The 22,619-nt window shown below is 66.5% G+C and carries 20 protein-coding genes; 14 read left to right on the top strand and 6 right to left on the bottom strand.

Features of this window, described 5'->3' with window-relative positions; genetic code table 11:
- Positions 1-2: 2 nt before the first annotated feature.
- The 6 genes from mdoH to AC1DRP_RS06020 all read left to right on the top strand — a co-directional run bounded on the left by mdoH (position 3) and on the right by AC1DRP_RS06020 (position 7,007).
- Positions 3-1,823 (top strand): glucans biosynthesis glucosyltransferase MdoH, encoded by a 1,821-nt coding sequence (mdoH, locus tag AC1DRP_RS06045; RefSeq protein WP_441505158.1) that lies wholly within the window; start codon positions 3-5, stop codon positions 1,821-1,823.
- A complete protein-coding gene (locus tag AC1DRP_RS06040; RefSeq protein ID WP_476768073.1) occupies positions 1,820-2,578 on the top strand; it encodes an FkbM family methyltransferase in 759 nt (252 codons plus the stop codon). Before mdoH ends, AC1DRP_RS06040 begins: the two co-directional genes overlap by 4 nt.
- Positions 2,579-2,947: 369 nt before the next feature.
- Positions 2,948-3,928, top strand: coding sequence for a hypothetical protein (locus AC1DRP_RS06035; protein WP_441505160.1), 981 nt, complete (start codon positions 2,948-2,950; stop codon positions 3,926-3,928).
- Positions 3,929-4,101: 173 nt separating this feature from the next.
- Positions 4,102-4,881: a 2-oxo-tetronate isomerase gene (otnI, locus tag AC1DRP_RS06030; RefSeq protein WP_441505161.1), complete on the top strand. Its 780-nt coding sequence runs from the start codon at positions 4,102-4,104 to the stop codon at positions 4,879-4,881.
- Positions 4,882-4,884: 3 nt separating this feature from the next.
- Positions 4,885-5,889, top strand: coding sequence for a glucokinase (locus tag AC1DRP_RS06025; protein ID WP_476768072.1), 1,005 nt, complete (start codon positions 4,885-4,887; stop codon positions 5,887-5,889).
- Between the two features lie 71 nt (positions 5,890-5,960).
- On the top strand, positions 5,961-7,007 hold the full coding sequence (locus AC1DRP_RS06020) for an acyltransferase family protein (protein ID WP_441505162.1): 1,047 nt from the start codon (positions 5,961-5,963) through the stop codon (positions 7,005-7,007).
- On the opposite strand, the gene AC1DRP_RS06015 is transcribed toward AC1DRP_RS06020, so the two are convergent.
- Positions 7,004-7,372, bottom strand: coding sequence for a hypothetical protein (locus AC1DRP_RS06015; RefSeq protein ID WP_476768071.1), 369 nt, complete (start codon positions 7,370-7,372; stop codon positions 7,004-7,006). The genes AC1DRP_RS06020 and AC1DRP_RS06015 overlap by 4 nt on opposite strands.
- A 137-nt stretch (positions 7,373-7,509) precedes the next feature.
- On the opposite strand from AC1DRP_RS06015, the gene AC1DRP_RS06010 reads away from it, so the two are divergent.
- Both AC1DRP_RS06010 and AC1DRP_RS06005 read left to right on the top strand, forming a co-directional pair.
- Positions 7,510-9,315 (top strand): ABC-F family ATP-binding cassette domain-containing protein, encoded by a 1,806-nt coding sequence (locus AC1DRP_RS06010; RefSeq protein WP_476768070.1) that lies wholly within the window; start codon positions 7,510-7,512, stop codon positions 9,313-9,315.
- Between the two features lie 141 nt (positions 9,316-9,456).
- Entirely contained in the window at positions 9,457-10,203 is a 747-nt protein-coding gene (locus AC1DRP_RS06005) for a glucose 1-dehydrogenase (RefSeq protein ID WP_113510863.1), read from the top strand.
- 88 nt (positions 10,204-10,291) lie between these two features.
- On the opposite strand, the gene AC1DRP_RS06000 is transcribed toward AC1DRP_RS06005, so the two are convergent.
- Entirely contained in the window at positions 10,292-11,185 is an 894-nt protein-coding gene (locus AC1DRP_RS06000) for a metallophosphoesterase family protein (protein WP_476768069.1), read from the bottom strand.
- Positions 11,186-11,656: 471 nt separating this feature from the next.
- On the opposite strand from AC1DRP_RS06000, the gene AC1DRP_RS05995 reads away from it, so the two are divergent.
- Positions 11,657-12,058, top strand: a complete 402-nt coding sequence (locus AC1DRP_RS05995; RefSeq protein WP_441489531.1) for an NUDIX domain-containing protein — start codon at positions 11,657-11,659, stop codon at positions 12,056-12,058.
- A 322-nt stretch (positions 12,059-12,380) separates the two neighbouring features.
- Positions 12,381-12,893, top strand: coding sequence for a GNAT family N-acetyltransferase (locus AC1DRP_RS05990; protein ID WP_441489530.1), 513 nt, complete (start codon positions 12,381-12,383; stop codon positions 12,891-12,893).
- Here AC1DRP_RS05990 and AC1DRP_RS05985 read toward each other — a convergent pair.
- Genes AC1DRP_RS05985 through AC1DRP_RS05970 form a run of 4 tightly spaced genes read right to left on the bottom strand, consistent with a single transcriptional unit; the run spans position 12,865 to position 19,665 of the window.
- A complete protein-coding gene (locus AC1DRP_RS05985) occupies positions 12,865-14,964 on the bottom strand; it encodes a hypothetical protein (RefSeq protein WP_441505167.1) in 2,100 nt (699 codons plus the stop codon). The genes AC1DRP_RS05990 and AC1DRP_RS05985 overlap by 29 nt on opposite strands.
- 3 nt (positions 14,965-14,967) lie before the next feature.
- A complete protein-coding gene (locus AC1DRP_RS05980; RefSeq protein ID WP_476768068.1) occupies positions 14,968-17,688 on the bottom strand; it encodes a DUF4159 domain-containing protein in 2,721 nt (906 codons plus the stop codon).
- Positions 17,689-17,701: 13 nt separating this feature from the next.
- On the bottom strand, positions 17,702-18,619 hold the full coding sequence (locus AC1DRP_RS05975) for a DUF58 domain-containing protein (RefSeq protein ID WP_476768067.1): 918 nt from the start codon (positions 18,617-18,619) through the stop codon (positions 17,702-17,704).
- Between the two features lie 11 nt (positions 18,620-18,630).
- Complete coding sequence (locus tag AC1DRP_RS05970) at positions 18,631-19,665, bottom strand: AAA family ATPase (protein ID WP_441489526.1); 1,035 nt, start codon at positions 19,663-19,665, stop codon at positions 18,631-18,633.
- Positions 19,666-19,871: 206 nt separating this feature from the next.
- Between AC1DRP_RS05970 and AC1DRP_RS05965 the strand changes: the two genes are divergently transcribed.
- The 4 genes from AC1DRP_RS05965 to AC1DRP_RS05950 are packed head-to-tail and all read left to right on the top strand — an operon-like array spanning position 19,872 to position 22,613.
- The gene (locus AC1DRP_RS05965) at positions 19,872-20,453 is read left to right on the top strand and encodes a DUF1285 domain-containing protein (protein WP_441489525.1); all 582 of its coding nucleotides are present in this window, start codon (positions 19,872-19,874) and stop codon (positions 20,451-20,453) included.
- Positions 20,453-21,097, top strand: a complete 645-nt coding sequence (locus AC1DRP_RS05960) for a CoA pyrophosphatase (RefSeq protein WP_441505169.1) — start codon at positions 20,453-20,455, stop codon at positions 21,095-21,097. Before AC1DRP_RS05965 ends, AC1DRP_RS05960 begins: the two co-directional genes overlap by 1 nt.
- Before the next feature lie 20 nt (positions 21,098-21,117).
- The gene (locus AC1DRP_RS05955; RefSeq protein ID WP_441489523.1) at positions 21,118-21,375 is read left to right on the top strand and encodes a DUF6111 family protein; all 258 of its coding nucleotides are present in this window, start codon (positions 21,118-21,120) and stop codon (positions 21,373-21,375) included.
- Positions 21,372-22,613, top strand: coding sequence for a CCA tRNA nucleotidyltransferase (locus AC1DRP_RS05950; RefSeq protein WP_441505170.1), 1,242 nt, complete (start codon positions 21,372-21,374; stop codon positions 22,611-22,613). The genes AC1DRP_RS05955 and AC1DRP_RS05950 overlap by 4 nt, the downstream gene beginning before the upstream one ends.
- Positions 22,614-22,619: the final 6 nt, after the last annotated feature.

Below are 22,619 nucleotides of genomic sequence, written 5' to 3'. Positions count from 1 at the left end.
CCATGAACCAGCGCCCCGCTCCGACCACGTTCCAGCCGGCGGCGCAAGAGGCAGGCGATGCGCTGCCGGGGCTGACCCCCGCCGGGCTGCAGACGATCGGCGTGCTGCGGGCCCGCCGACTGCTGGTTCTCGTGCTCAATCTCGTCACGCTCGCCGGCCTTCTCTTCGGGGTGTCGCGGGTGCTGGGAGCGGGCGGCTGGACGCTTGCCGATATGGTGATCTTCGTCGCCTTCCTGTTCGGCGCTCCCTGGACCGTGCTCGGCTTCTGGAATGCTGCAATCGGGCTCTGGCTGCTGCATGGGGTCGAGGACGGGCGCGAGCAGGTTGCGCCGTTCGCCGCTGACGGCGATGTCGCGACACCGTTGGCGGTTCGCACTGCAGTCTTGATGACCCTTCGCAACGAGGACCCCGCGCGGGCCTTCCGTCGCCTGCGCGTGGTCAAGCAAAGCCTTGACGCGACAGGGCAGGGCGGCTGGTACGACTATTTCGTGCTCTCCGACAGCAATGATCCTCGTGTCGCCGCTGCGGAGGAGGCGCTCGCCGAGGGGTGGGCGAGCGAGCTCGGCGAGAGCGGCCGGGTGACCTATCGCCGCCGGACCGACAATGCCGGCTTCAAGGCCGGCAATGTCCGTGAATTCTGCGAGCGCTGGGGCGATCGCTACGAGCTGATGCTGCCGCTCGACGCCGACAGCGTGATGTCGGGCGAGGCGATCGTCAGGCTGACCCGCATGATGCAGGCCCATCCGCGGCTCGGCATCCTGCAGAGCCTTGTCGTCGGCATGCCGAGCAGGTCGGCCTTCGCTCGGATCTTCCAATTCGGCATGCGTCACGGCATGCGCCCTTACACGATGGGCTCGGCCTGGTGGATCGGCGAGTGCGGGCCGTTCTGGGGGCACAACGCCATGGTGCGGATCGCGCCCTTCCGCGATGAATGCCATCTGCCCGTGCTRCCTGGCGGCCCGCCGCTGGGCGGGGCGGTGATGAGCCATGATCAGGTCGAGGCGACCCTGATGCGCCGCGCCGGCTATGAGGTGCGCGTGCTGCCGGAGGAGATGGGAAGCTGGGAGGAGAACCCCCCGACCATGCTCGAATTCGCCAAGCGCGATCTGCGCTGGTGCCTGGGCAACCTGCAATATCTCAAGCTGCTCGATCTGCCGGGCCTGAAGCCGATGAGCCGCTTCCAGCTCGTCTGGGCGATCCTGATGTTCCTCGGCCTGCCCGCCTGGACGCTGATGATCGCGTTACTGCCCTGGAAGGTGCTCGAGGATGGCAATATCGCCGGATACCCGGCGGGGCTCGCGGCTTTCCTCTACGTGATGTTCTTCACGATGTATCTCTCGCCCAAGCTGGCGGGCTTTGCCGATATCCTGCTGACCAGAGGAGGCACGAAGCGTTACGGCGGCACGGGCCGTTTCATCGCCTCGTCGCTGATCGAGATCGTCTTTGCCTTCCTGCAGGGAGCGGTCTCGACCTTTCGCACGACGCTGTTCATGATCGGCCTAGCCTTCGGGCGAGCGAAGATCGGCTGGAACGGCCAGTCGCGCGACGCACACGCGTTGTCCTTTGCGACGGCATTCGCAGGTTTGTGGCCGCATCTGCTTTTCGGGCTCTATATCTTCGTTACGCTCGCCATCTTGTCGCCAGCGGTGCTGCTCTGGTCGCTGCCGCTGACTGCCGGCTATGTGCTGGCGATTCCCTTTGCCATGCTGACCGCCGCACCGGCGCTGGGCGAATGGTTCGTCGCCCGCGGTCTCTGCGGTATCCCTGAGGATTTCGATGCTCCGGCCGAACTTGTCGCCATCCAGGCGGAGACGCACGCGTGACGGGGGTGACCTATCCCAAGGGTACGGCCAAGGCGATTGCGCGCTCGCTCAGGGTCTATCAYCGTGATCGCGAACGCCACGCGGCAATGGATGCGCTCTATGCAAGTTTCCTGAAGCCCGGCGATCTCGCTTTCGATATCGGAGCCMATGTCGGCGACCGGATTTCCTCCTTCCGTCGGCTCGGTGCGCGGGTTGTTGCGCTGGAGCCGCAACCCGGCCCGGCGCGCGCCATTCGCCTCATTCACGGTCGGGATCCGAATGTCACTCTGGTACAGGCCGCCTGCGGCGACCGGGCCGGTACTGTGACGCTCAGGATCAACAGTGCGAATCCGACCGTCTCGACCGTCTCCGAGCAGTTCGTCGGTGCCGCCCGCGGCGCCGAGGGCTGGGCAGACCAGGTCTGGGATCGCCAGATCACGGTGCCTTGCACGACGCTCGATGCTCTGATCTCGCGCTATGGCGAGCCCGCCTTCATCAAGATCGATGTCGAGGGTTTCGAGGCCAATGTCCTTGCCGGGCTCTCGCGGCGGGTGCCGGTGATCTCGTTCGAGTTCACCACGATCCAGCGCGATGTCGCTGAGGGCTGCCTCGCGCTGCTCGAGACTATGGGGCCGTACCGTTTCAACGTTGCACTCGGTGAAAGCCAGTTCCTTGAACTCTCCGAGGAGGCCAGCGCCGAAGCAATGGGCGGCTACCTGCGTGATTTGCCGCATTCGGCGAACTCTGGCGATGTCTACGCTATCCTGCAGGGCTGAGCAGCGGGCATCGTCGCATTGCTCAAACTGCCGGCCCCCCGCCGGACCAGCACCGCTGCCGCAAGGAGACGAGCCGGCCCGGATGCCTGCCCTTCGTCGCCGCCAGGACGCCGAGGACGGAGTGGACCAGCCCGATGAGGAGCATCAGGGCTCCGGCCAGCAGAAGTTGTATTTGCACGCGTTCCCCGATGGCGCGAGTCAGCCGTGAACCACTGCCTGTCATCGGTTGAAACGACCGCCTGCTGAGCCTCCGTCTCTGCAGGCGCATGCTTTCATCGGCTGCCCGCACGCCCTAAGAGGGAACCAGCCAGCTTGCATTCATCAGGCCTTCGCCATGCTGGCGTCGAAAGCCGTTTTCGAAGGATGGTCATGTTCAGCCTCGCCCGCCCAATCGCTCTCTCGCTCTCTCTCCTGCTTCTCGCCGCGCCGGTGCACGCTGCGGGCGATGTCGCTGTCGAGGTGAAGAACGAGTCGGAGCCGGTGCTTTGCGCCGAGAAGGACAACGTCACGATCAAGGCGATCTCGCCTGAAGTGCGGCGGTTCCAGATCGAGGCGGCACATCCGGCCTATATCGCCGGGCTGGTCCGCGATAACTGGGACGCAGACTGGACCGCCTGCGATATGACCGGCGACCCCGTCTTCACCGCGCCGACACCGCCGCGCCGGGTCACCTTCTACGAGAGCATCGATTATTGGCTCGTCGGTTACACCTTCCCGACCTTCTGGCGGCCGTCGGACACCACTTTCAAGGTTGGAGACCGGGTCGAGAAGGGCCTGCATCTCGTGCAGCTCTGGAAGCTCGGCAAGGACAAATCCTATGAAGTCCTCGTGGTCTACCCGCAGGACGGCTACTGGCGCGCCCGGCCGATGCCGCCGCAACATCTCGGCTTCTCCTCCTACGGCTCATCCTTCCTGTTCGGACCGATCGAACAGGATGGCGCACGGCCGGTGGTGAACATCAAGGAGATCGAGTTCGACCCGAAGACGACCTCCTTCAAGATGAACTTCAAGGATGGCTCGGCTGCGACGCTCAAGCTCGACAGTGTCGACGAGAACCGCATGGTGCTGGATGCCGTGCTCGACAAGCCGGTTACCGGCGGCAAGGCCTTTGTGGCGCTGCGGTCGATGTACGTCACCGAGTTCAACAACGACGTCGCCCGCATCGCCATACGCGAGCCCGGAGCCAAGGGCTGGCGCGAGGAACTGCTGATGCCCTTCAGCGGCGGCAAGGCGAGCGATATCTGGATGGGCCGCACGACCCACTCGCGTCACAATACCTCTTCGCCGGACATGGTCTTCCGCAATTTCTCCAGGGATCCGAACCCGCCGGCGGCGCCTGCCAAGAAATAGCAGCGCTCCCGAGTTCCCTCGCGATGTCCCCGGGCCCGCTGGTCATCCGGGATGACTTCGCGACGAGGAGGCTGATCTCCCATCGGAACGCAAAGCTCCTCTGTTGCGTTCTCACATGACGCAGGGCGTGCAGCCCGATAGGTTGGCACGCGTTTCGTTTGCCTGAGGATGCCATGCCGCGTTTTGCCGCCAATCTGTCGATGATGTTCAACGAGTGGGAGTTCCTCGACCGCTTCAAGGCGGCCGCGGAGGCTGGCTTCGAGGCCGTGGAGTTCCTGTTCCCCTATGAACACCCTGTCGAGCAGGTGAGCCTTGCGCTGGCGGGGGCTGAACTCGAGCAGGCGCTGTTCAATCTGCCGCCGGGCGACTGGGCCAAGGGCGAGCGCGGCATGGCCGCCATTCCGGGCCGGGAGGCGGAGTTCCGCGCCTCCGTCGAAACCGCGTTGACCTATGCGCATGCCACCGGGGTCAAGCGCCTGCACATGATGGCGGGACATGCCGATCCCGTGGATCCGGCCGCCCAGGCGGCCTATCGTGCTTCGCTCGCCTATGCCGCTGACAAGCTCGCCGAGCATGGCATCGATCTCCTGCTCGAGCCGATCAACGGCAAGGATATGCCGGGCTATTTTCTCAATGATTTCGATGTGGCCGCGGCTTATGTCCGCGAATCCGGGCGGCCTAATGTCAGGCTGCAGTTCGATATGTATCACTGCGAGCTGATCCACGGCGACGTTTCGGGCAAGCTCAAGGCGCTCTATCCGCTGGTCGGCCACGTCCAGATCGCCAGCGCCAATGGCCGCCATGAACCGGACGCGCTTGGCCCGGATTATCCGCGTCTGTTCGCTGAACTCGACGGTCTCGGCTATACTGGCTTTGTCGGCTGCGAGTACCGGCCAAGGGCCGGGACGCTCGAGGGGTTAGGCTGGTTCTCCGACTGGAAAAAGCAGGCCTGAGCGATGCGCGCCGAGCCCTTTGCCTACCCGGTCCTCGTTGCTGATATTGGTGGGACCAATTCCCGCCTTTCGCTCGTGCAGCACGCCGGTGCACGGCCTGAGCCGCTGGCGCGTATCCAGACCGGCAGTTATCCGACACCAGATGCAGCGCTGGCCTCAGTTCTGGCATCTCTCGATCCACGCCCTCGCTCGGCGGTTCTTGCGGTAGCAGGGCCGCTCGATGGACGTACTGCCCAGCTGACCAATGCCAATTGGTATTTCGACGGGCCTGGCATGGCCGCCGAGCTTGGGCTGGTGCAGGGGCTGCTGGTGAATGATTTCGAGGCGCTCGCCGCCTCGCTCGCTGTCTTGAAGCCGCAGGACATGGTCACCTTGGTGCCGGGGCAGCCCGAGGCGGAGGGAGTGCGTCTCGTGCTCGGACCCGGGACCGGCTTTGGTGCGGCAGCTCTGGTCAGCCGGAATGGCAGGGGCGCATTGATTCCGACCGAGGCCGGGCATATCGGCGTCGGGCCCGAGGATCAGGCGGAGGAGAAGATCTGGCCGGCGCTGGCGGCCGGTCTGCCGCGCGTCACGGTCGAGGCGCTCTTGAGCGGTGATGGTCTGGTGCGCCTGCATCGCGCCATCGCCAGCGAAACAGGCATGGAGGAGGCGCGGGTCAGCGCCGCTGATGTGACGACACTGGCGCTCGACGGCAACCCTGCCGCGCTGATGGCGGTCATCCGCTTCTGGCGCTTGCTGGCGCGTGTTGCCGGCGATCTCGCCCTTATCTTCAAGGCGACCGGTGGCGTCTATATCGCCGGCGGAATCGTGCCGCGCCTCCTGCCGCTCGCGGGGAATGCCGCGCTTCATGCCATGTTCAATGGCAAGCCGCCGATGGAGGAACTTGCGGCGCGCTTCGCCCTRCACGTCATCACGGCACCGGACGCTGCCGAGCAGGGGCTTGCAGCCATTGCGGAATCTCCGGCCCGCTTTGGTCTCGACGACAAAGCCCGATTGTGGTTTCCGTGAACGGCGGGTAGCAGCTACGCTTCGCGATCAGCGCAGAGCGCCGCATTCTCTCGTCAGGGCTTTTCCGCTCCTTGTCCCAGCTCTATGGCATCCAGGTTCTGCGCGCCTTCGCGGCATTCATGGTCGCCGTGCATCACGTCCAGCCGGACGCGCTTGCTTTGGCCCAGCGCTCGGGTGCGAGTTTCACGCCCTCCCATCTCGTGCCCTGGATGGCTGGCGTCGATATCTTCTTCGTCGTCTCCGGCTTCATCATGGTGCATGCGTCCGGCGAGCTCTTTGGTCGCAAGGATGCGCCTCGCCTGTTCCTGACGCGCCGGCTTGCCCGCATCGTGCCGCTCTACTGGGCGGCGACGACGCTGTTCCTGCTGGCGGGATTGCTGCTCCCCGGTGCGCTCAATTCGGCTGCGCCCGATCTCGGGCAGATTCTGGCATCCTATCTGTTCTGGCCGGCCGTCTCATCTGCCGGTCTCGTCCAGCCCGTCTACTCGCTCGGCTGGACACTGAACTACGAGATGCTGTTCTACGTGCTGTTCGGCGCAGCGCTCCTCCTGCCGCGGGCCGCAGTCGTCCTGGTGGTGACGCTGGCGCTCGCGGTGCTGGTTGCGACCGAGGCTCTGTCTGGCCCCCTGCCATTGCCATTCGGCTTCTGGGGGCAGCCGATCGTGCTGGAATTCGCCGCCGGGATGGGGTTGGCCCTGTTGAGGCGGCAGGGCTTTCGGCTCACGGGTGGGCCGCGCTGGCTCGTTGCTGCCCTGGGCGTCGCGATCCTGCTGCTGGCAGCCTGGCTTCCCGGGGCAGACACGCCCTGGATGTCCTTCCTGCTGCGGGGTTCGGCTGCCATGCTCCTGGTCGCGGCGGCGTCATCCGGCAGCGGCAATTCGGCGCCATCGGCCCTTGTTCGCGGCCTTGCCGGTCTCGGCGATGCTTCCTACGCGCTCTATCTCGTTCACCCATTTGCGATCCGGGCGCTTCGCGAAATCTTTGCACGTGTGGCTCCGGGCTGGCCCGGCCTCTATGTCCTGACGGCACTCAGCGCCTCGGTGATCGCTTCGGTGCTGATCTATCGCTGGTTCGAGCGACCGGCGACGCGCTGGCTCAGGAAGCGGCTTGAGGCCTAATCGCGCTGCCGTTTCAGGCGCATTCCCTTCAAAGACTGGCCGACGATGCCGCCGGCCTTACGCCTCTCCTCGCGCTTGGCGACAATCGCCGTGACATCCTTCGGCTGCGGAAAATAGCCCCGCTCCATGACTTCGAGCGTGTATTCCTCATAGGTCAGGCCGAGCTCCTCGGCCCGCTCCTGACGTCGCAAAGCGATAGCGGGCGGCTTCTTCCAGGCCTTGCGCGACGCAAAGCGCCAGTCGAAATAGCGTCCGATCTCGCCCTTGCCCCATTCCGGCTGGCGCTGGGCCGTGTCTTCGAGCGGCGGGCCGCCATTGTCGCCGATCCTGGCATTGCGGGCTCTGCGGGAAGGAGGGCGGGTCACGGCAGTCTATCCATTAAGAGATACGTTTTGTATCCTATAATGGATATTGCATTGCGCAAGGGGCCGTGACGCCGTGGCGGAGTGACAGGCCGGGCGTGCCAGTCTATCCCGACCGCTCGACAATCAACGGGTATCGAATGGCTCCTCTGCTCCACCTGCGCGACGTCGCCCTGACCTTTGGCGGCCAGCCCCTGCTCGAAAGCGCGGAGATCGCAGTATCGCCGGGCGAGCGGGTCTGCCTGGTCGGCCGAAACGGCTCGGGCAAGTCGACGCTGCTCAAGATCGCGGCCGGGCTGGTCGAGCCCGACAGCGCCGAGCGCTTCCTGCAGCCGGGGGCGACTGTCCGCTACCTGCCGCRGGAGCCGGATTTCACCGGCTACAGGACGTCGCTTGCTTATGTCGAGGCTGGCCTCGGCCCTGGCGACGATGCCTACCGCGCCCGTTATCTCGTCGAGGAGCTGGGCCTGACCGGAGATGAGGACCCGGCCACCATGTCGGGCGGCGAGTCTCGTCGTGCGGCGCTGGCGCGTGTGTTGGCGCCGGAGCCCGACATCCTGTTGCTCGACGAACCGACCAACCATCTCGACCTGCCGGTGATCGAGTGGCTTGAACAGGAGTTGAAGTCGCTGCGCTCCGCCATGGTCCTGATCAGCCACGACCGGCGCTTTCTGACCTCGCTTTCGCGCGCGACGATCTGGCTCGATCGCGGCCAGACGCGGCGCATGGATCGTGGTTTTGGCGAATTCGAGGCCTGGCGTGACGAGGTGCTGGCGCAGGAGGAACTCGACCGGCACAAGCTCGACCGCAAGATCGCGCGCGAGGAGGACTGGCTGCGCTACGGCGTCAGCGCACGTCGCACACGCAACCAGCGCCGCCTCGGCGATCTCCATGCGCTGCGCGACCAGCGCCGCACGGCGCGCGGTGCGGTCGGTTCGGTCCGGCTCGAGGCCAGCGAGGCCCAGATGTCGGGCAAGCTGGTGATCGAGGCGATCGACGTCGCCAAGGCCTATGACGACAATGTTGTGGTCAAGAATCTCTCGCTGCGCGTGGCGCGCGGAGACCGGATCGGCATCGTCGGACCGAATGGCGCTGGCAAGACCACGTTGATCAACCTGCTGACCGGAGCGCTGCAGCCGGATTCCGGCAAGATCAAGCTCGGCGTCTCACTCGAAATGGTGACGCTCGACCAACGCCGTGAAAGCCTCGACCCGGCGACGCCACTCGGCGATGCTCTGACTGGCGGCGGCTCCGACCAGGTCATGGTCGGCGGGCAGCCGCGCCATGTCATCAGCTACATGAAGGACTTCCTGTTCCAGCCGATCCAGCGCGGCACGCCGGTTGGAGCGCTCTCGGGGGGCGAGCGCGGGCGGCTGATGCTGGCACGGGCCCTGGCAAAGCCATCGAACCTGCTGGTCCTGGACGAGCCGACCAACGATCTCGATCTCGAAACGCTGGACCTGCTTCAGGAGTTGCTGGCGGACTACCAGGGGACGGTGTTGCTGGTCAGCCATGACCGCGACTTCATCGACCGTGTGGTTTCCGCGACGCTGATCTCGGATGGGGACGGAATCTGGACCGAGTTTGCGGGTGGCTATTCCGACATGCTCGCGCAGCGTGGCCGCGGCGTCGGCGCGAAGGCGCGTGCTGTGGCGGAGAAGGCCGTTGCTCCAGCCGCCAAACTGGCTGCTGCCGCGACGGTGGCATCCAGCAAGCGGAAGCTCTCCTTCAACGAGAAGCACGCACTGGAGACGCTGCCGAAGCGCATCGAGGCCCTTCAGGGGGAGGCCGCCAAGCTCAACACGGCTGTCTCCGGCGATCTTTACACGCGCGATCCCAAGCTCTTTGCCAAGGCAACGGCCCGGCTGGACGAGGTCACACGCGAGATCCACCAGGCCGAAGAGCGCTGGCTGGAGCTCGAGATGCTGCGTGAGGAGATCGGCTAGACCCAGGGTCCTCCGGCCTGTCTGTCGTGCGATCGGGCCGGCCATAGGATTTCGGTATCCGGGCAATCGCAAAAACGCATTTTTGGCCGGCCGCAAATCGTCCCAATGTCATCACCTCAAAGAAGATCACGAGGAAACAGCATGAGACTGAAGGGCAAGACCGCGCTGGTTACCGGCGCTGCGCAAGGGTTCGGCTTCGGCATCGCCGAAACCTTCGTGCGTGAGGGCGCGCGGGTGGCTGTACTCGATATCAATCGCGAGAAGGCGCAGGAGGCGGCAAAGGCGATCGGCCGCAAGGCATTTGCCGTCGCGTGCGATGTCGGCAAGGGAAAGAGCGTCGATGCGGCGGTCGCGAAGGTGATCACCCGGCTCGGCAGGCTGGATATCGTCGTCAACAATGCCGGCATCAGCCACCGTAACCAGCCAATGCTTGACGTCTCGGAAGCGGAGTTCGACCGCGTCTTCGACGTCAACGTGAAGTCGATCTACCTGATGGCCAAGGCGGTCGTGCCCCATTTCCGCGAGCATGGCGGCGGGGTGATCCTCAATATCGGATCGACTGCGGGCTTGCGTCCGCGCCCCGGGCTGACCTGGTACAACGGCTCCAAGGGGGCCGCGAACCTGCTCTCGAAGTCGATGGCCGTCGAACTCGCGCCTGACCGCATCCGTGTCAATGCGATCGCGCCTGTTGCCGGCGAGACGCCCCTGCTTGCGACCTTCATGGGGGAGGACACTCCCGAGAAGCGCAAGGCTTTCACCAGCACGATTCCCTGGGGCCGTTTCTCGACGCCGCAGGACATTGCCAACGCGGCGCTCTTCCTATGCTCCGACGAGTCGGAAATGGTGACGGGCAGCGTGCTTGCGGTGGATGGTGGCCGCTGCGTTTGAGCGGTTTCCTCTGCCAGACCTCTGAAGGGCGCCGCCATGCGGAGCCCTTTGTCATTGCGCCGCGGCTCTCTCCATGGAGAGCGGGGCGTCAAACCGGCTTGGCGTGAAGCGCAATTTCCTGACGCATCCTGACGGTGCCGTCGGGCTCGAAGCCACGTTGCTCGACGCTGATCGAAGGAGCCTTGGCATCGCCCTCGATCTTGATGAGATGCCAGCTCGCCATTTCGCCATGACCGAGCGGCCCGATCGAGRCCGAGGGCACGCCGACGATGGGGATATCGTGATCCGGCCCCGGCCGCCAGGCGAGTGAGAAGCGGTGGTTATGGCCGTGCAGGACGAGGTCGGCCCCCTTGCGTCTCAGCATCGACTCGAAAGCATCAGCATCGAGCAATTCGCGGGTGCGCCGCGCGCCGCCGAGATAGGGCGGATGATGGATGAGCACGACGCGGATCAACCCGGCCGCCTTGGCCCGGTCGAGGAGAATCTCCGCCTTGGCGATCTGCTCGCGCCCGACGCGGCCCGTCGCCATCAGAGGCAATGTCGGAATGCCGGTGTTCAACCCGATGAGCGCGACCGGCCCGCGCTCGCGATACCAGGGATACCCGATCGTGCCATCATCGCTGCTGGACCATGGGCCCAGCAGGGTCGCGAGTGGCTTTAGCGAGGAACGGGCATAGGCATCGTGATTGCCCGGCACGAAGCTGACATCGGTGCGCGCACCCAGCGTGTCGAGAAAGGTGACCGCGGTCTTGAATTCGTTGGGAAGGCCGATATGGGCGACATCGCCGGTGCAGGCGACATGATCCGGCGCCTGCGCGCGGATATCCGCGACGATCAGCGCCAGGATTTCCATGTCATGGGCGTGCCGGCGCTTGCGGCGCCAGTTGACATAGCCGGTCGCGCGCTTGCCGAGCAGCTGATGCAGTGAAAACTCGGCAAGCGGGCCGAGATGCGGGTCGGACAGGTGCGCGATCTTGAACACGCCCTGCGCTTGCCCTCAGAGCATGGCAGCCGTCAAGCGCATCCGCGCGTCGGCTCGCCTCAATCCGTTCCCGAACGCGATCAGGTTCGAGCCCAAGGACTCAGTTGAACGAGTCGGTGAGTTCCGAAACGATGCGCGGGTCGGTGAGGGTGAGGGCGGGCTTCCAGACGAAAGCGCGCTTGGCCCGGAGGCGAGCGGTGATGAAAGCGAGAAGCATTGTGGTAACCCCAGCGGTGATGGCGGTGGTTTCTACCTGCTTTGCGGCGCGTTTGTGACGTAACGGCAGTACAAACGGTGGTCTGTTATGCGTTATTTGCATAGGCAAATACGCGGCAGATGAGAGGAGCGCGAGGCGTGTCGCATGGGCCCGACCCCAAAACTGGCGGCGGAACAGGGCATGCCCGCGAGCCGCGCCCCATCTCGAGGCCCGTTCGCCGGCTGCTGCATCTGTATTTCTGGCTGACACGCGGCATGACGCTGGGCGTGCGCGCGGCAGTGCTCAGGGATGAGCGCGAGGTCCTGCTGGTGCGCCATACCTACACGCCGGGGTGGCATCTGCCGGGCGGCGGGGTGGAGACCGGCGAGACTTTGCGAGACGCGCTCGACAAGGAACTGCGTGAAGAGACGCTCGTCAGGCTGACCGGGCCGCCGCAACTTCATGGCGTCTTCTTCAACCGAACGGTGTCGCGCCGCGATCATGTCGCGATCTTCGTGGTACGGGAGTTTGTTGTGGACGGTATCAGGCAACCGGATCGCGAAATTGCCGAGGCCCGTTTCTTTCCGCTCGACGCGTTGCCGGACACCACCACAGCGGGAACCCGCCGCAGGCTCGACGAGATATTCGGCAGGCGTCAGCTTACTGCCGATTGGTGAGATCGGTTTCTGCGGGAGAGTGTGCGTGCTTAGGCTCGCCTCTCGCCAACCATGATCTCAACGCAAACAGTCCACGGCGTCGCCGATCCTCTCATCCGCCAGCGCTTCGCCCTGCCATCAGCGCTCGCGAAGCGAGACACGAAACAGCTCGTCATTTCCAACATGGACGCCCGCCCGTGCCTCTGCTACAGGCGATTCATGGCTGACCGGCAAGACCTCTCCATCCTGCGACGACCGGCGCGCTGAGCGCGCCCTTCCGCTCGGCTGCTTCACGGCGCCTGAGCTTCTTGCCCCGCTGCCCGTTCGCAGGTTTGCCGACGCCATGACTTCGCTTCCCCTGACCATTCGCCACGAACTCCCCGCCGATCATGCTGCCATCGAGCGCCTGCACGAGCGCGCCTTCGGTCCCGGCCGTTTTGCCCGCACGGCATTTCGCCTGCGCGAGGGCGTGCCGCAGGACCCGGCGCTATCCTTCGCCTCGCATGTCGGAACCTTCCTGGTCGGTTCGGTGCGGGTGACCCGCGTCTCGGCGGGTGGGCAGCCGGCGCTGATGCTGGGGCCGCTTACCGTGGATCCTGCCTTCGAGGGACGCGGTATCGGCGCTGCCCTGATGAACGCTTCGATCGAAGCCTCGCGGGCGGCCGGACACGACCTCATCATGCTGGTGGGGGATGCACCCTATTATGCCCGCTTCGGTTTCAAGCCGATCCCCCCGGGCCAGCTGACCTTGCCGGGACCGGCCAATCCCGCCCGCTTCCTCGCTCTCGAACTGGTCGAGGGCGTGCTGGCCAGGCGCAGCGGGGCGGTCATGGCGTTGCGTCCGGGCTCCGCCTGAAGCGCCGGCCGGTCTCGCCGAGCCAGCCGGCCACCAGAGCGCCAAACAGCAGCGCGAGGCCGATCAGCCCGATGAACACAGGCGAAATCGAAACGCCGCGCACGATGCCGGAATCGCTGATGCGCAGGCCGATCCAGTCCGCACCAGCGAACTGACTGCCCGAACGGACCGGAACGATGCGCGGCACGGACACGCTCGAGCCGCTGTCCTGGCCGATCCGGCGGGAGGAGCCGCCCGTCGCCTCGGCAAGCTGCTGAAGCTTCGCCGGGTCGCTGACGACCTCCATGAGTTCGCGCGGGTTCTCCGGGCCGACACTGGCAAAGGCCGTCAGATTATCCCCTGAGATGCGGTGCAGGCCGAATTCGGTGGTCGGGACGCGGGCGCTGAAGATGCCGGGCCGTCCGGCTTCCAGCTGAACCGTGCGCGACGTGCCATTGGGGTCGGTGACGACAATCGGGGAGGGGGCGTCGCCGAGCGTCTGGCGCTCGATCTCGATGGTGCGGCCGCGGGCGGTTGCGCGGAGCGCCTCTTCCTCGAGTTCGGGTTCCTTCATCAGCCAGTGGCCGAGGCGGCGCAGCAGGTCGAGATGCGGGCCGCCATCGCGGAAGCCTCGAGCCCAGAGCCAGGCATGATCGGAGAGGAAAAGCGCAACGCGCCCCTTCTGCTCACGGCTGAGCATGAGCAACGGTCTGTCACCCGGCCCGGTCATGATGGTCGAGCCTGTGCGGGCGCGGGCGCCGACCATGCGCAGCCACTCGCCCCAGCGCGGCGGCTCGACCTCCGAACCGGGGAGGTCGCGGGTGACCGGGTGGCGGCGGCCGGGTTCGCTGACGCGGGCGCGATAGGCCTCGTCGATGACGGTGCCATCGGGCAGGGCGGGCAGGATCTGTCCGAGCGGGGTCCGTGCCAGCGACTGCGAGCCGGAATACTCCGGACCGGCTGCGACCAGCAGGGCGCCACCCTCGCGCACATAGCGGACGATGTTGTCGAAGTAGAGCAGCGGCAGGATCGACTGGTTGGCGTAGCGGTCGAAGATGATCAGGTCGAATTCCTTGATCTTGACCTGGAACAGCTCGCGCGTTGGAAAGGCGATCAGCGAAAGCTCGTTGATCGGCGTGCCGTCCTGCTTCTCCGGCGGGCGTAGGATCGTGAAATGGACGAGGTCGACATTGGCGTCGGCCTTGAGCAGGTTGCGCCAGGTCCGTTCGCCGGGATGCGGCTCTCCGGAGACCAGCAGCACGCGCAGCTTGTCGCGCACGCCCTCGATCGTGATGACGGCGCGATTATTGGCAAGCGTGAGCTCGTTATCGAGCGGCGCCGCCTCGATCTCGACGACATTGGGCCCGCCGCGGTCGATCCGAACCGGCACCTGCACGATCTGACCCGAGGTGACCTCGCGGCGAGCGACGATCTCGCCGTCGCGGCGGATCGTCAGCCCGGCGCGGCCGGGGCCGCCCTTGTCGACGACGCGCAGGCGAATGACCTGATCCTTGCCGACGATGCCGAAGCGCGGCGCATCGACAAGTACGATCCGGCGGTCGATCTCGGCGTTTCGGCCGGTCGTGAGAATGTGCAGCGGTGCCTTGAGACCCAGGGCCTCGGCATTGGGAGGAGCGTCATGAGCGAGGCCGTCGGTGATGACGATGGCGCCGGCGACGCGCTCCGATGGGACATCCGCGATGCTTGCGGCCAACGCCTCGAAGAGACGGGTCCCGTCYCCCGAGCCCTGCATGTCGGTGACGTCGACGATGCGTGGCTCGACGCCCGGAACGCCGCGCAATTGCCGTTCGACATCGGCCAGGGTGGCTTCGGTCTGCGCGGTCCGGTCGGCGAGGCGGTTCGAGCCGGAGCGATCGACCACCACCGAGACGACGTCCTTGACCGGTTCTCTGTCCTCGAAGACGAGTGACGGGTCGGCCAGCGTGAGCGTCAGCACGATCAGCGCGAGCGCGCGCAGGATGGCGCTGCGGCCGGCGAGGACGAGCGCGGCGCCGGCAGCGAGAGCAGCCAGCAACGCGAGCCCGATCAGCAGTGGCAGAGGCACGAGCGGGGCGAAGGAGAGGCTCCACATGGTCTATTGCCCCAGACGCTCGAGCAGGGCCGGCACATGGACCTGGTCGGCCTTGTAGTTGCCGGTGAGCGCGTACATCACGAGATTGACGCCGGCGCGGAGCGCCATTTCGCGCTGGCGGGGATCGGAGCCGGACACCGGTACCAGCCCTTCGCCGCGGCGATTTACGGCCCAGGCTGAGGCAAGATCGTTCGAGGTGATGACGATCGGCGAGACGCTGTCGCCGGCCCGCGCCGGCCGACGCCCGTCTTCGCCGGCGGGCGGCAGGATCTCGACCCAGGTCGTGCCGGTGTCATAGCGACCGACGAAACCGTCGAGGATGTAGAAGGTCTTGGTCAGCACGTGGTCGCGCGGGATCGGTTCGAGCTCGGGAATGTCCAGCGTCTGCAGCATCCGCTTGAGCTGATCGCCCTCGGGCGTGCTGCCCCCATCCGGGCGGGCGCTCATGGCATCGCGCGTATCGAAGATCACGAGCCCGCCGCCCTTCATATAGGCTTCGAGCTTGCGCAGGGTTTCGGGCGCCGGAATCGGGCGCCCGGCGACCACCGGCCAGTAGAGGATCGGGAAGAAGGCGAGCTCGTCGCGGGCTGGGTCGAGGCCGACCGCTTCGCCGGGTTCGAGTGCCGTGCGTGCGCCGAGCACGATATTGAGGCCTGCAAGCCCCGCCTTCGACATGTCATCGACCGCCTTGTCGCCGGTCAGGACATAGGCGAGGCGGGTGACCGCACCTGCGGCGAAAAGTTCGCGCGGGATCGGCGGGCGGGTGTCCTCCGGTGCCGCCGGGACAGGTTGGGCCAGGGCCGGCGCGGCCGAAAGGGCGGCGGCCAGCGCCAGCCCAAGCAGGAGCGCGGCGGCAGCAGCCTTGCCAGCGCGCGTCACGCGCAGTCGACCGCCGAGCCAGAGCGTCGCCAGCGTGTCGAGATCGAGCGCGTGCAGCGTGTCGGCGGGAGCCAAGGCATTGACCGCGAGCGAACCGTCGGCCGGGCCGTAGATGCCGGGGGGGTGGGCCAGGGTGGCACGTCCGGTGAAGGTCCGCGGTACCGGTTGAGCCGTAGCCGGTGGTGCGCGGAAGGAGCCCTTGCCGTCCAGCACGCGGGTCGGCGAGAGCGTCTCGACCTTGGCATCCTCGGCCTGGGCCTCGGCCGGGCCCGTTCCGGCCAGCGCCACCACCTTGCGCAGCATCTCGACGAAGAGGCCCGACAGCGGCAGGTTCGACCAGGTGGTGTCGGCGGTGACATGCATCATGGCGATCACGCCATCGCCGCGGCGTTCGCCGGTGACCACAGGCGTGCCGTCTTCGAGCGCAGCCCAGGTCTTGCGTGCAAGATCCGCATCGGGCTCGGCCAGAATCTGGCGATTGACGCGGACGTCGTCGCTGATCTGCGTGCCGAAGAACGGACTCTCGCGGGTGAAGGGGGCGAGCTTGCGCGGAGTGTCCCATGAGAGGCCGCCGCCGAGCGTGCGCCCTCCGCGGCGCAGCCGCACGGGTGTCAGCTCGTCGGAGGCGGTGGCGAGGCGCACGCCGGCAAAGCGCAAGAGAACACCGCCTCGCTCGACGAAACTGCTGATCTTCGTCGCCGTCTCCGGGTCGAGGGCGCCGATATCCGCGAGAACGAGGACCGAGAGGTTTTGCGCGAGCAACTCGCCGACGGGGTCGTTCGAGCCGGGGCGCGGTTCGCGGATCTCTGCGAAGGGCGAGAGGGCGCGCGAGACGTAATAGGTTGGAGACAGCAAGGGCTGCGCCGTATCGGTGGTCGTTCCGGACACGATACCGACGCGGCGCCGTTTGGCGCGGTCGTCGAGCAGCGCCACTGCACCCGCGCTTGGTTCGCCCACGACCTCAAGCCGCGAAACGGCATTGCGCACCTCGATCGGAAGGGTGAGCCGGGCCACCGTCTGCGTTTCCGTTGGGCCAAAGCCGAATGGAGCATCCCCCAGTGGCAGGCCCTTCAGATCGAGTGCGCGAACCTGGCCGCTCGCGGGGGCGCTGGTGGCTGGCCGAAGCACCTTGACCGTCAGCGCGCCGGAGAGGTTCTCTGCTGCCGTCAGCGCGAGCTGGTCGGCGGGGATGGCGTGGATGGAAAGCCGACGTGCATCGGCTTCCTGCTTCAGGCGCGCCAGGAAGGCGCCTTCGTCGGTCAGGCCGAGCCCGTCGGAGACCCAGACGATTTCGGCGTCAGGCGTGGCGCGGAGAAAGGCCTCGATCCGGGGCAATTGAGTGGTGCGGTCGGGCGCGTGCGGCTGCAAGGCCAACGCACGCAGCTTGTCGAGCGCCGCGCGCGGCTCCGACAGCGTGACCTCGCCCGGCGTTTCCGCGAGCCCGACGATCGCCACCGCACGTCCCTCGCGGCCTGCAGCATTGACCCGCGACTCCGCCAGCGCCACACGCTCGGGCCAGTCGGTCGCCGCGCCGAAGCCGTTGTCGATCAGGAGCAGCACGGGCCCGCGCGTGGGCGCCGTTGCGACCGGTGGGTTCCAGACCGGGYCGGCAACGGCGATGATGGCGAGTGCCGCAATGGCCATCCGCAATGCCAACAACCACCAAGGTGTATGCGCCGGCATTTCACGCTTGGCGATCAGGTCGGCCATGATCTTGAGCGGTGGGAAATCGATGCGGCGCGGGCGTGGCGGCGTTACCCGCAGGATCAGCCAAAGCGCTGGCAGCAGCGCAAGCGCGGTCAGCGCGAGCGGGGCGGAGAAGGCGATGGGCAGCTGCGTCAGCATCGTTGGCGCCCTCCTAGCGGCCCTGGCCGCCGCGCGACGCGGCGATCAGGCTCGCAATCCGGAGTACGCCTTCGCTGGCGGGCCGGTCGGTCCGATGCAGGGTCAGCGTCCAGCCCGCCTTGCGGCAAGCCTCCCGAATGATCTCGCGATGGGCYTCGAGGCGCCGGCGATATTCCTCTCCCCAGGCCCCGGCATCGCCGACGCGCAGAGTGAGGCCGTCTTCGAGGTCGAAGAGCTCGGCCTGGCCGCTGAAGGGGAACGTTTCTTCGATCGGATCGGCGATCAGCAGGATATGGCCGCGCGCGCCGCTGCTCGCCATGGTCGCGATGCGCTTGGCCAGGGACTGCGCCGGCGAAAGTCCGTCGGTGATGATGATGGCGTCGGCCCGGCGTGGAAGCGGCGCGTCCGGCGGCAAATCGGCGGTCTCGCCCTTGCGGTCGATCACGAGCGCTTGTGCCAAGGTCTCGACGATACGTCGCGAGGCGAGCGCCCGCGTCAGGCCGAGATGCCCGACCCGCTCGCCGCCTTCGACCAGGGTTTCGGCCAGGGCGAAGCCGGCCACAAGCGCGCGGTCGACCTTGGAGGCCATGGCGAGCGACGAGGAAAAGCCCATCGAGGCCGAGCGGTCGATCCAGAGCCAGATCGCATGCGAGGCCTCCCATTCGCGCTCGCGGACGAAGAGATGGCCGTCGCGCGCCGAGCGGCGCCAGTCGATGCGTGACGCGGCCTCACCGGTCACCAGAGGGCGGTACTGCCAGAATGTCTCGCCGGGGCCGGCGCGCCTGCGGCCGTGGATGCCATGCACGCTGGCCGAGACGCGCCGGGCCTCGAGGATCAGGCGCGGCAGGCGCGCCGCGAGATCGAGGGAAGCCTTCAGGACCGGCGGGGCCGGCTGGCGTTCGGATGGGCCGAGGACGCGCGTGCGCAGCATCACTGAAGTCCCTATCCCAATCGTTCCACGAGCCTCGCGATGACGCTCTCCACCGTCTCGCCATCGGCGCGTGCAGCGAAGGTGAGCGCAATACGGTGCTTGAGTACGGGGGTGGCGAGCGCGACGACGTCATCCACGGACGGTGCGAGCCGGCCTTCGACGAGCGCGCGGGCGCGGGCGGCAAGCGTCAGGGCCTGGCTGGCGCGCGGGCCGGGGCCCCAGGCAAGCTTGCTGGTCAGCGCCGGATCGCCATCGCCGGGGCGAGCCGAGCGCACCAGATCGAGAATCGCATCGACGACGTTCTCGCCAACCGGCAGGCGACGTACGAGGCGCTGTGTCGACATCAGCGTCTCTGCCGTCATTGCCTGGACCGGCTTGTGCTCGGTGGCACCGGTGGTCTCGAGCAAGATGCGCCGCTCGGCCTCGCGGTCGGGGTAGCCGACGTCGATCTCGAGCAGGAAGCGGTCGAGCTGGGCTTCCGGCAGCGGATAGGTGCCTTCCTGCTCGATCGGGTTCTGGGTTGCCAGCACGTGGAAGGGCGCAGGCAGGTCGTAGCGTTCACCGGCGACGGTGACGTGATGCTCCTGCATCGCCTGCAGCAGCGCCGACTGCGTACGCGGGCTGGCGCGGTTGATCTCGTCGGCCATCAGCAGCTGGGCAAAGACCGGCCCCTTGATGAAGCGGAAATGGCGCTTGCCGTCGACGCTCTCGTCGAGCACCTCGGAGCCGAGAATGTCGGAGGGCATCAGGTCCGGCGTGAATTGCACGCGTCTCGCGCTCAGGCCGAGGACCGTACCCATCGCCTCGACCAGCTTGGTCTTGGCAAGGCCGGGCACGCCGACGAGCAGACCGTGGCCACCGGCGAGCAAGGTGATCAGCGAAAGGTCGACCACCTCCTGCTGCCCGAAAATGACCTGGCCGATCTCGCGGCGGGCGGCGCCGATGGCGCCGAGCGCAGCTTCGGCCGCTTCGACGATCCCGGTATCGAGATTGACGGGCTGACCGGCCTCGCTCTTGCCATCCGTCGCACGGACTTGCGCCACCATGTCGATCTCCTTCGCCCTCGTCGTCGCGCCTTGCGCTGCTTCACGCCCCGCAAGCTTCCCGAACCGATGACTGTGGACGGGCTATCCAACCGGCTCAAGGGGCTACAGGCTCTGGTGCACAGAACTCGGCTTCACGATTATGTAGAGTTCAAGGCGAAACGGGTCATGCAACCAATATGCCGCGGGCGGCGATTTAAGGTAGTTCGATGAACCATTCAACGCAGGCGATGGAGCGATTGCTGGTCGCGCTGAAGGACAGTCGCACGCGAGCCTTGCCGCCCGTCGAACGCTGGAATCCACCCTATTGCGGCGATATCGACATGCGGATTGCGGGGGATGGCACGTGGTTTTATCTCGGAACTCCCATCGGCAGGCCGTCGCTGGTCAAGCTCTTCTCCTCCGTCCTGCGTCGCGACGGCCGCGATTATTTCCTGGTGACACCGGTCGAAAAGGTCGGGATCAAGGTCGACGACGCGCCGTTCCAGGCGGTCGAGATGACGGTCGAGGGGACAGGCGACGAGCGCGCCATCGCGTTCCGGACACTGGTTGACGATATCGTGAGCGTGGGCCCGGAGCATGCGATCCGCTTCGTCCGGGACACGCATGACGGGCTCAAGCCCTATGTCCATATTCGCCGGGATCTCTGGGCGAGGGTTACGCGGGCCCTGACCTATGACCTTCTGGCCCTTGGCGAGATCAGGCCGGTCGATGGCGTCGGCATGTTCGGGCTGGCCGTCGCCGGTGCATTCTATCCGGCCGTGCCATCCAGCGAAATCGAAGGACTCTGATGCAGGCTCTGAAGCTGACGGCGGCAGAGATCGTCGCCCTTGCCGGGGCGCGGCTGCGCCACGAACCGCCGGACCTCGGCGACCTGATCAGCAGGCCGCGCGGCGACCATGATCTCCAGCCGGAAGCGATCGAGCCGCCGGACGAGGCGGCCGCGATCCAGGCCGCGGTGCTGATCCCGATCGTGCTGCGCGAGGACGGGCCGACCGTATTGCTGACCCGGCGCGCAGCGGCGTTGCGCAGCCATTCCGCCCAGGTCGCCTTCCCCGGCGGACGCGTCGATGCCGTCGATGGCTCGCCGGTGGTCACGGCGCTGCGCGAGACGGAGGAGGAGATCGGTCTCGCCCGCGAACATGTGCGCGTCGTCGGCTTTCTCGACGCCTATCTCACCGGCACCGGCTACAGGGTCGTGCCTGTCGTGGGGCTGATCGCGCCGCCATTCGCGCTGACGATCAATCCGCACGAGGTCGACGAGGCCTTTGAGACGCCGCTCGCCTTCCTGATGGATCCCGCCAATCATCGCCGCGAAGGCCGGGAATGGAAGGGGCGCTATCGTACCTACTATGCGATGCCCTTCGGAGATCACTATATCTGGGGTGCAACCGCCGGCATGATCCGTAACCTTTACGAGCGACTCTCCGGCTAGTCTGATTGGATGGCGCGCCCATGCTGCGTTCGGTGACCGAAGAGGTTCTGCTCTTCGTCCTGCCCTTTTGTATCTTCGCAAGCTATCTGATCGTCAGGCGGCGGAACCCCTTCGACGTCGAACACTGGGACGGGCACGTGTTCTGGCTGTCGGTCGTGGGGCTCGTGATCTCGATCGGCTTCGTCGCCTATACCGGTTGGATCGCTCCGCGCAGCCAGGGCGCTTATGTGCCGCCTCATATGGAGAACGGGCAGCTCGTCCCTGGCCAGTTCAGATGAACGAAGCGCAGCGAGTTCGGGTCGAGCGCTTTCTTCAGCGGCCGGGGGTGACGGAGGTGCTGGCTGCGTTCAATGGCGGGGGCGAGGAAACGCGCGTCATTGGCGGGGCTGTCCGCGACCTGCTGCTCGGAGAGCCGGTCGGCGATGTCGATCTGGCGACGACGGCATTACCGGAGGAGACGATCCGGCGCGCAGCGGCGGCGGGTTTCAAATCGGTTCCCACGGGAATCGAGCATGGCACGGTGACCATCGTCGCCCATGGCGTTCCCTTCGAGACCACGACGCTGCGTCGCGATGTCGAGACCGATGGTCGCCGCGCGAAGGTGGTCTTTGGGCGCGATTTCGCAGAGGACGCGATCAGGCGGGATTTTACGGTCAACGCGCTTGGGCTCGGGCGCGACGGCACCGTTCACGACTATTGCGACGGACTTGTCGACCTTGCGGCGCGTCGTATCCGCTTCATCGGCGATGCGAACCTGCGCATCCGCGAGGACTATCTGCGCATCCTGCGCTTCTTCCGGTTTCACGCGCGCTATGGCGAAGGAGCACTGGACGCGACGGGACTGGCGGCCTGCGCGGCCGGCCGGGCCGGGCTCGACGGGCTTTCGCGTGAGCGGGTGCGCGCCGAGTTGCTGAAGCTGCTCGTTGCGCCGCGCGCGGCCGACGCATTGTCGGCGATGATGGGAGCGGGGCTTCTTGTACCGGTGATCGGCGGCGTGCCCCGGCTTTCGCGCTTCGCGGCGATTGCGGCAGGCGAGCCCGCGGGAACAGTCTATCCGGCTTTCCGGCTCGCAGCGCTGGCGGTTGGCGTGCGCGAGGATGCGCTGCGCCTGCGGGACGGGTTGCGGCTGTCGAACGAACAATTCGACAGGATCGAGCGTATCGCGCTCGCCCTTGAGGGGCTCTCGGGGCGTGCGACGGATTGTTCGATCGCCCTGCTGCGGCACCTGGCGCATCGCGTCGGCGCGGATGCGGTCGCCGGCAGCCTCGTTCTGCTCACGGCCAACGAGAGTTCTCCGGGGCGCTCCAAGGTGCAGGCTGCAATTGCCGAACTCGGGCAAACGCCGCCCTTCCTCCTCAGTGGTCGCGATGTGCTCAAACGCGGTGTCGCCGCCGGTCCGGATGTCGGGCGCGTGCTCGATCAGGCAAGGCGCGACTGGATCGAAGCGGGATGTCCCGGCGAGCGGACCCAGCAGTTTGCCTTTGTCGAAAGCGCAATCGCGCAACGCGAGCGCTGAGAGCGC

Source organism: Allobosea sp. 01N443, from assembly GCF_056399325.1.
This window is presented reverse-complemented; position numbering and strand designations above follow the sequence as displayed.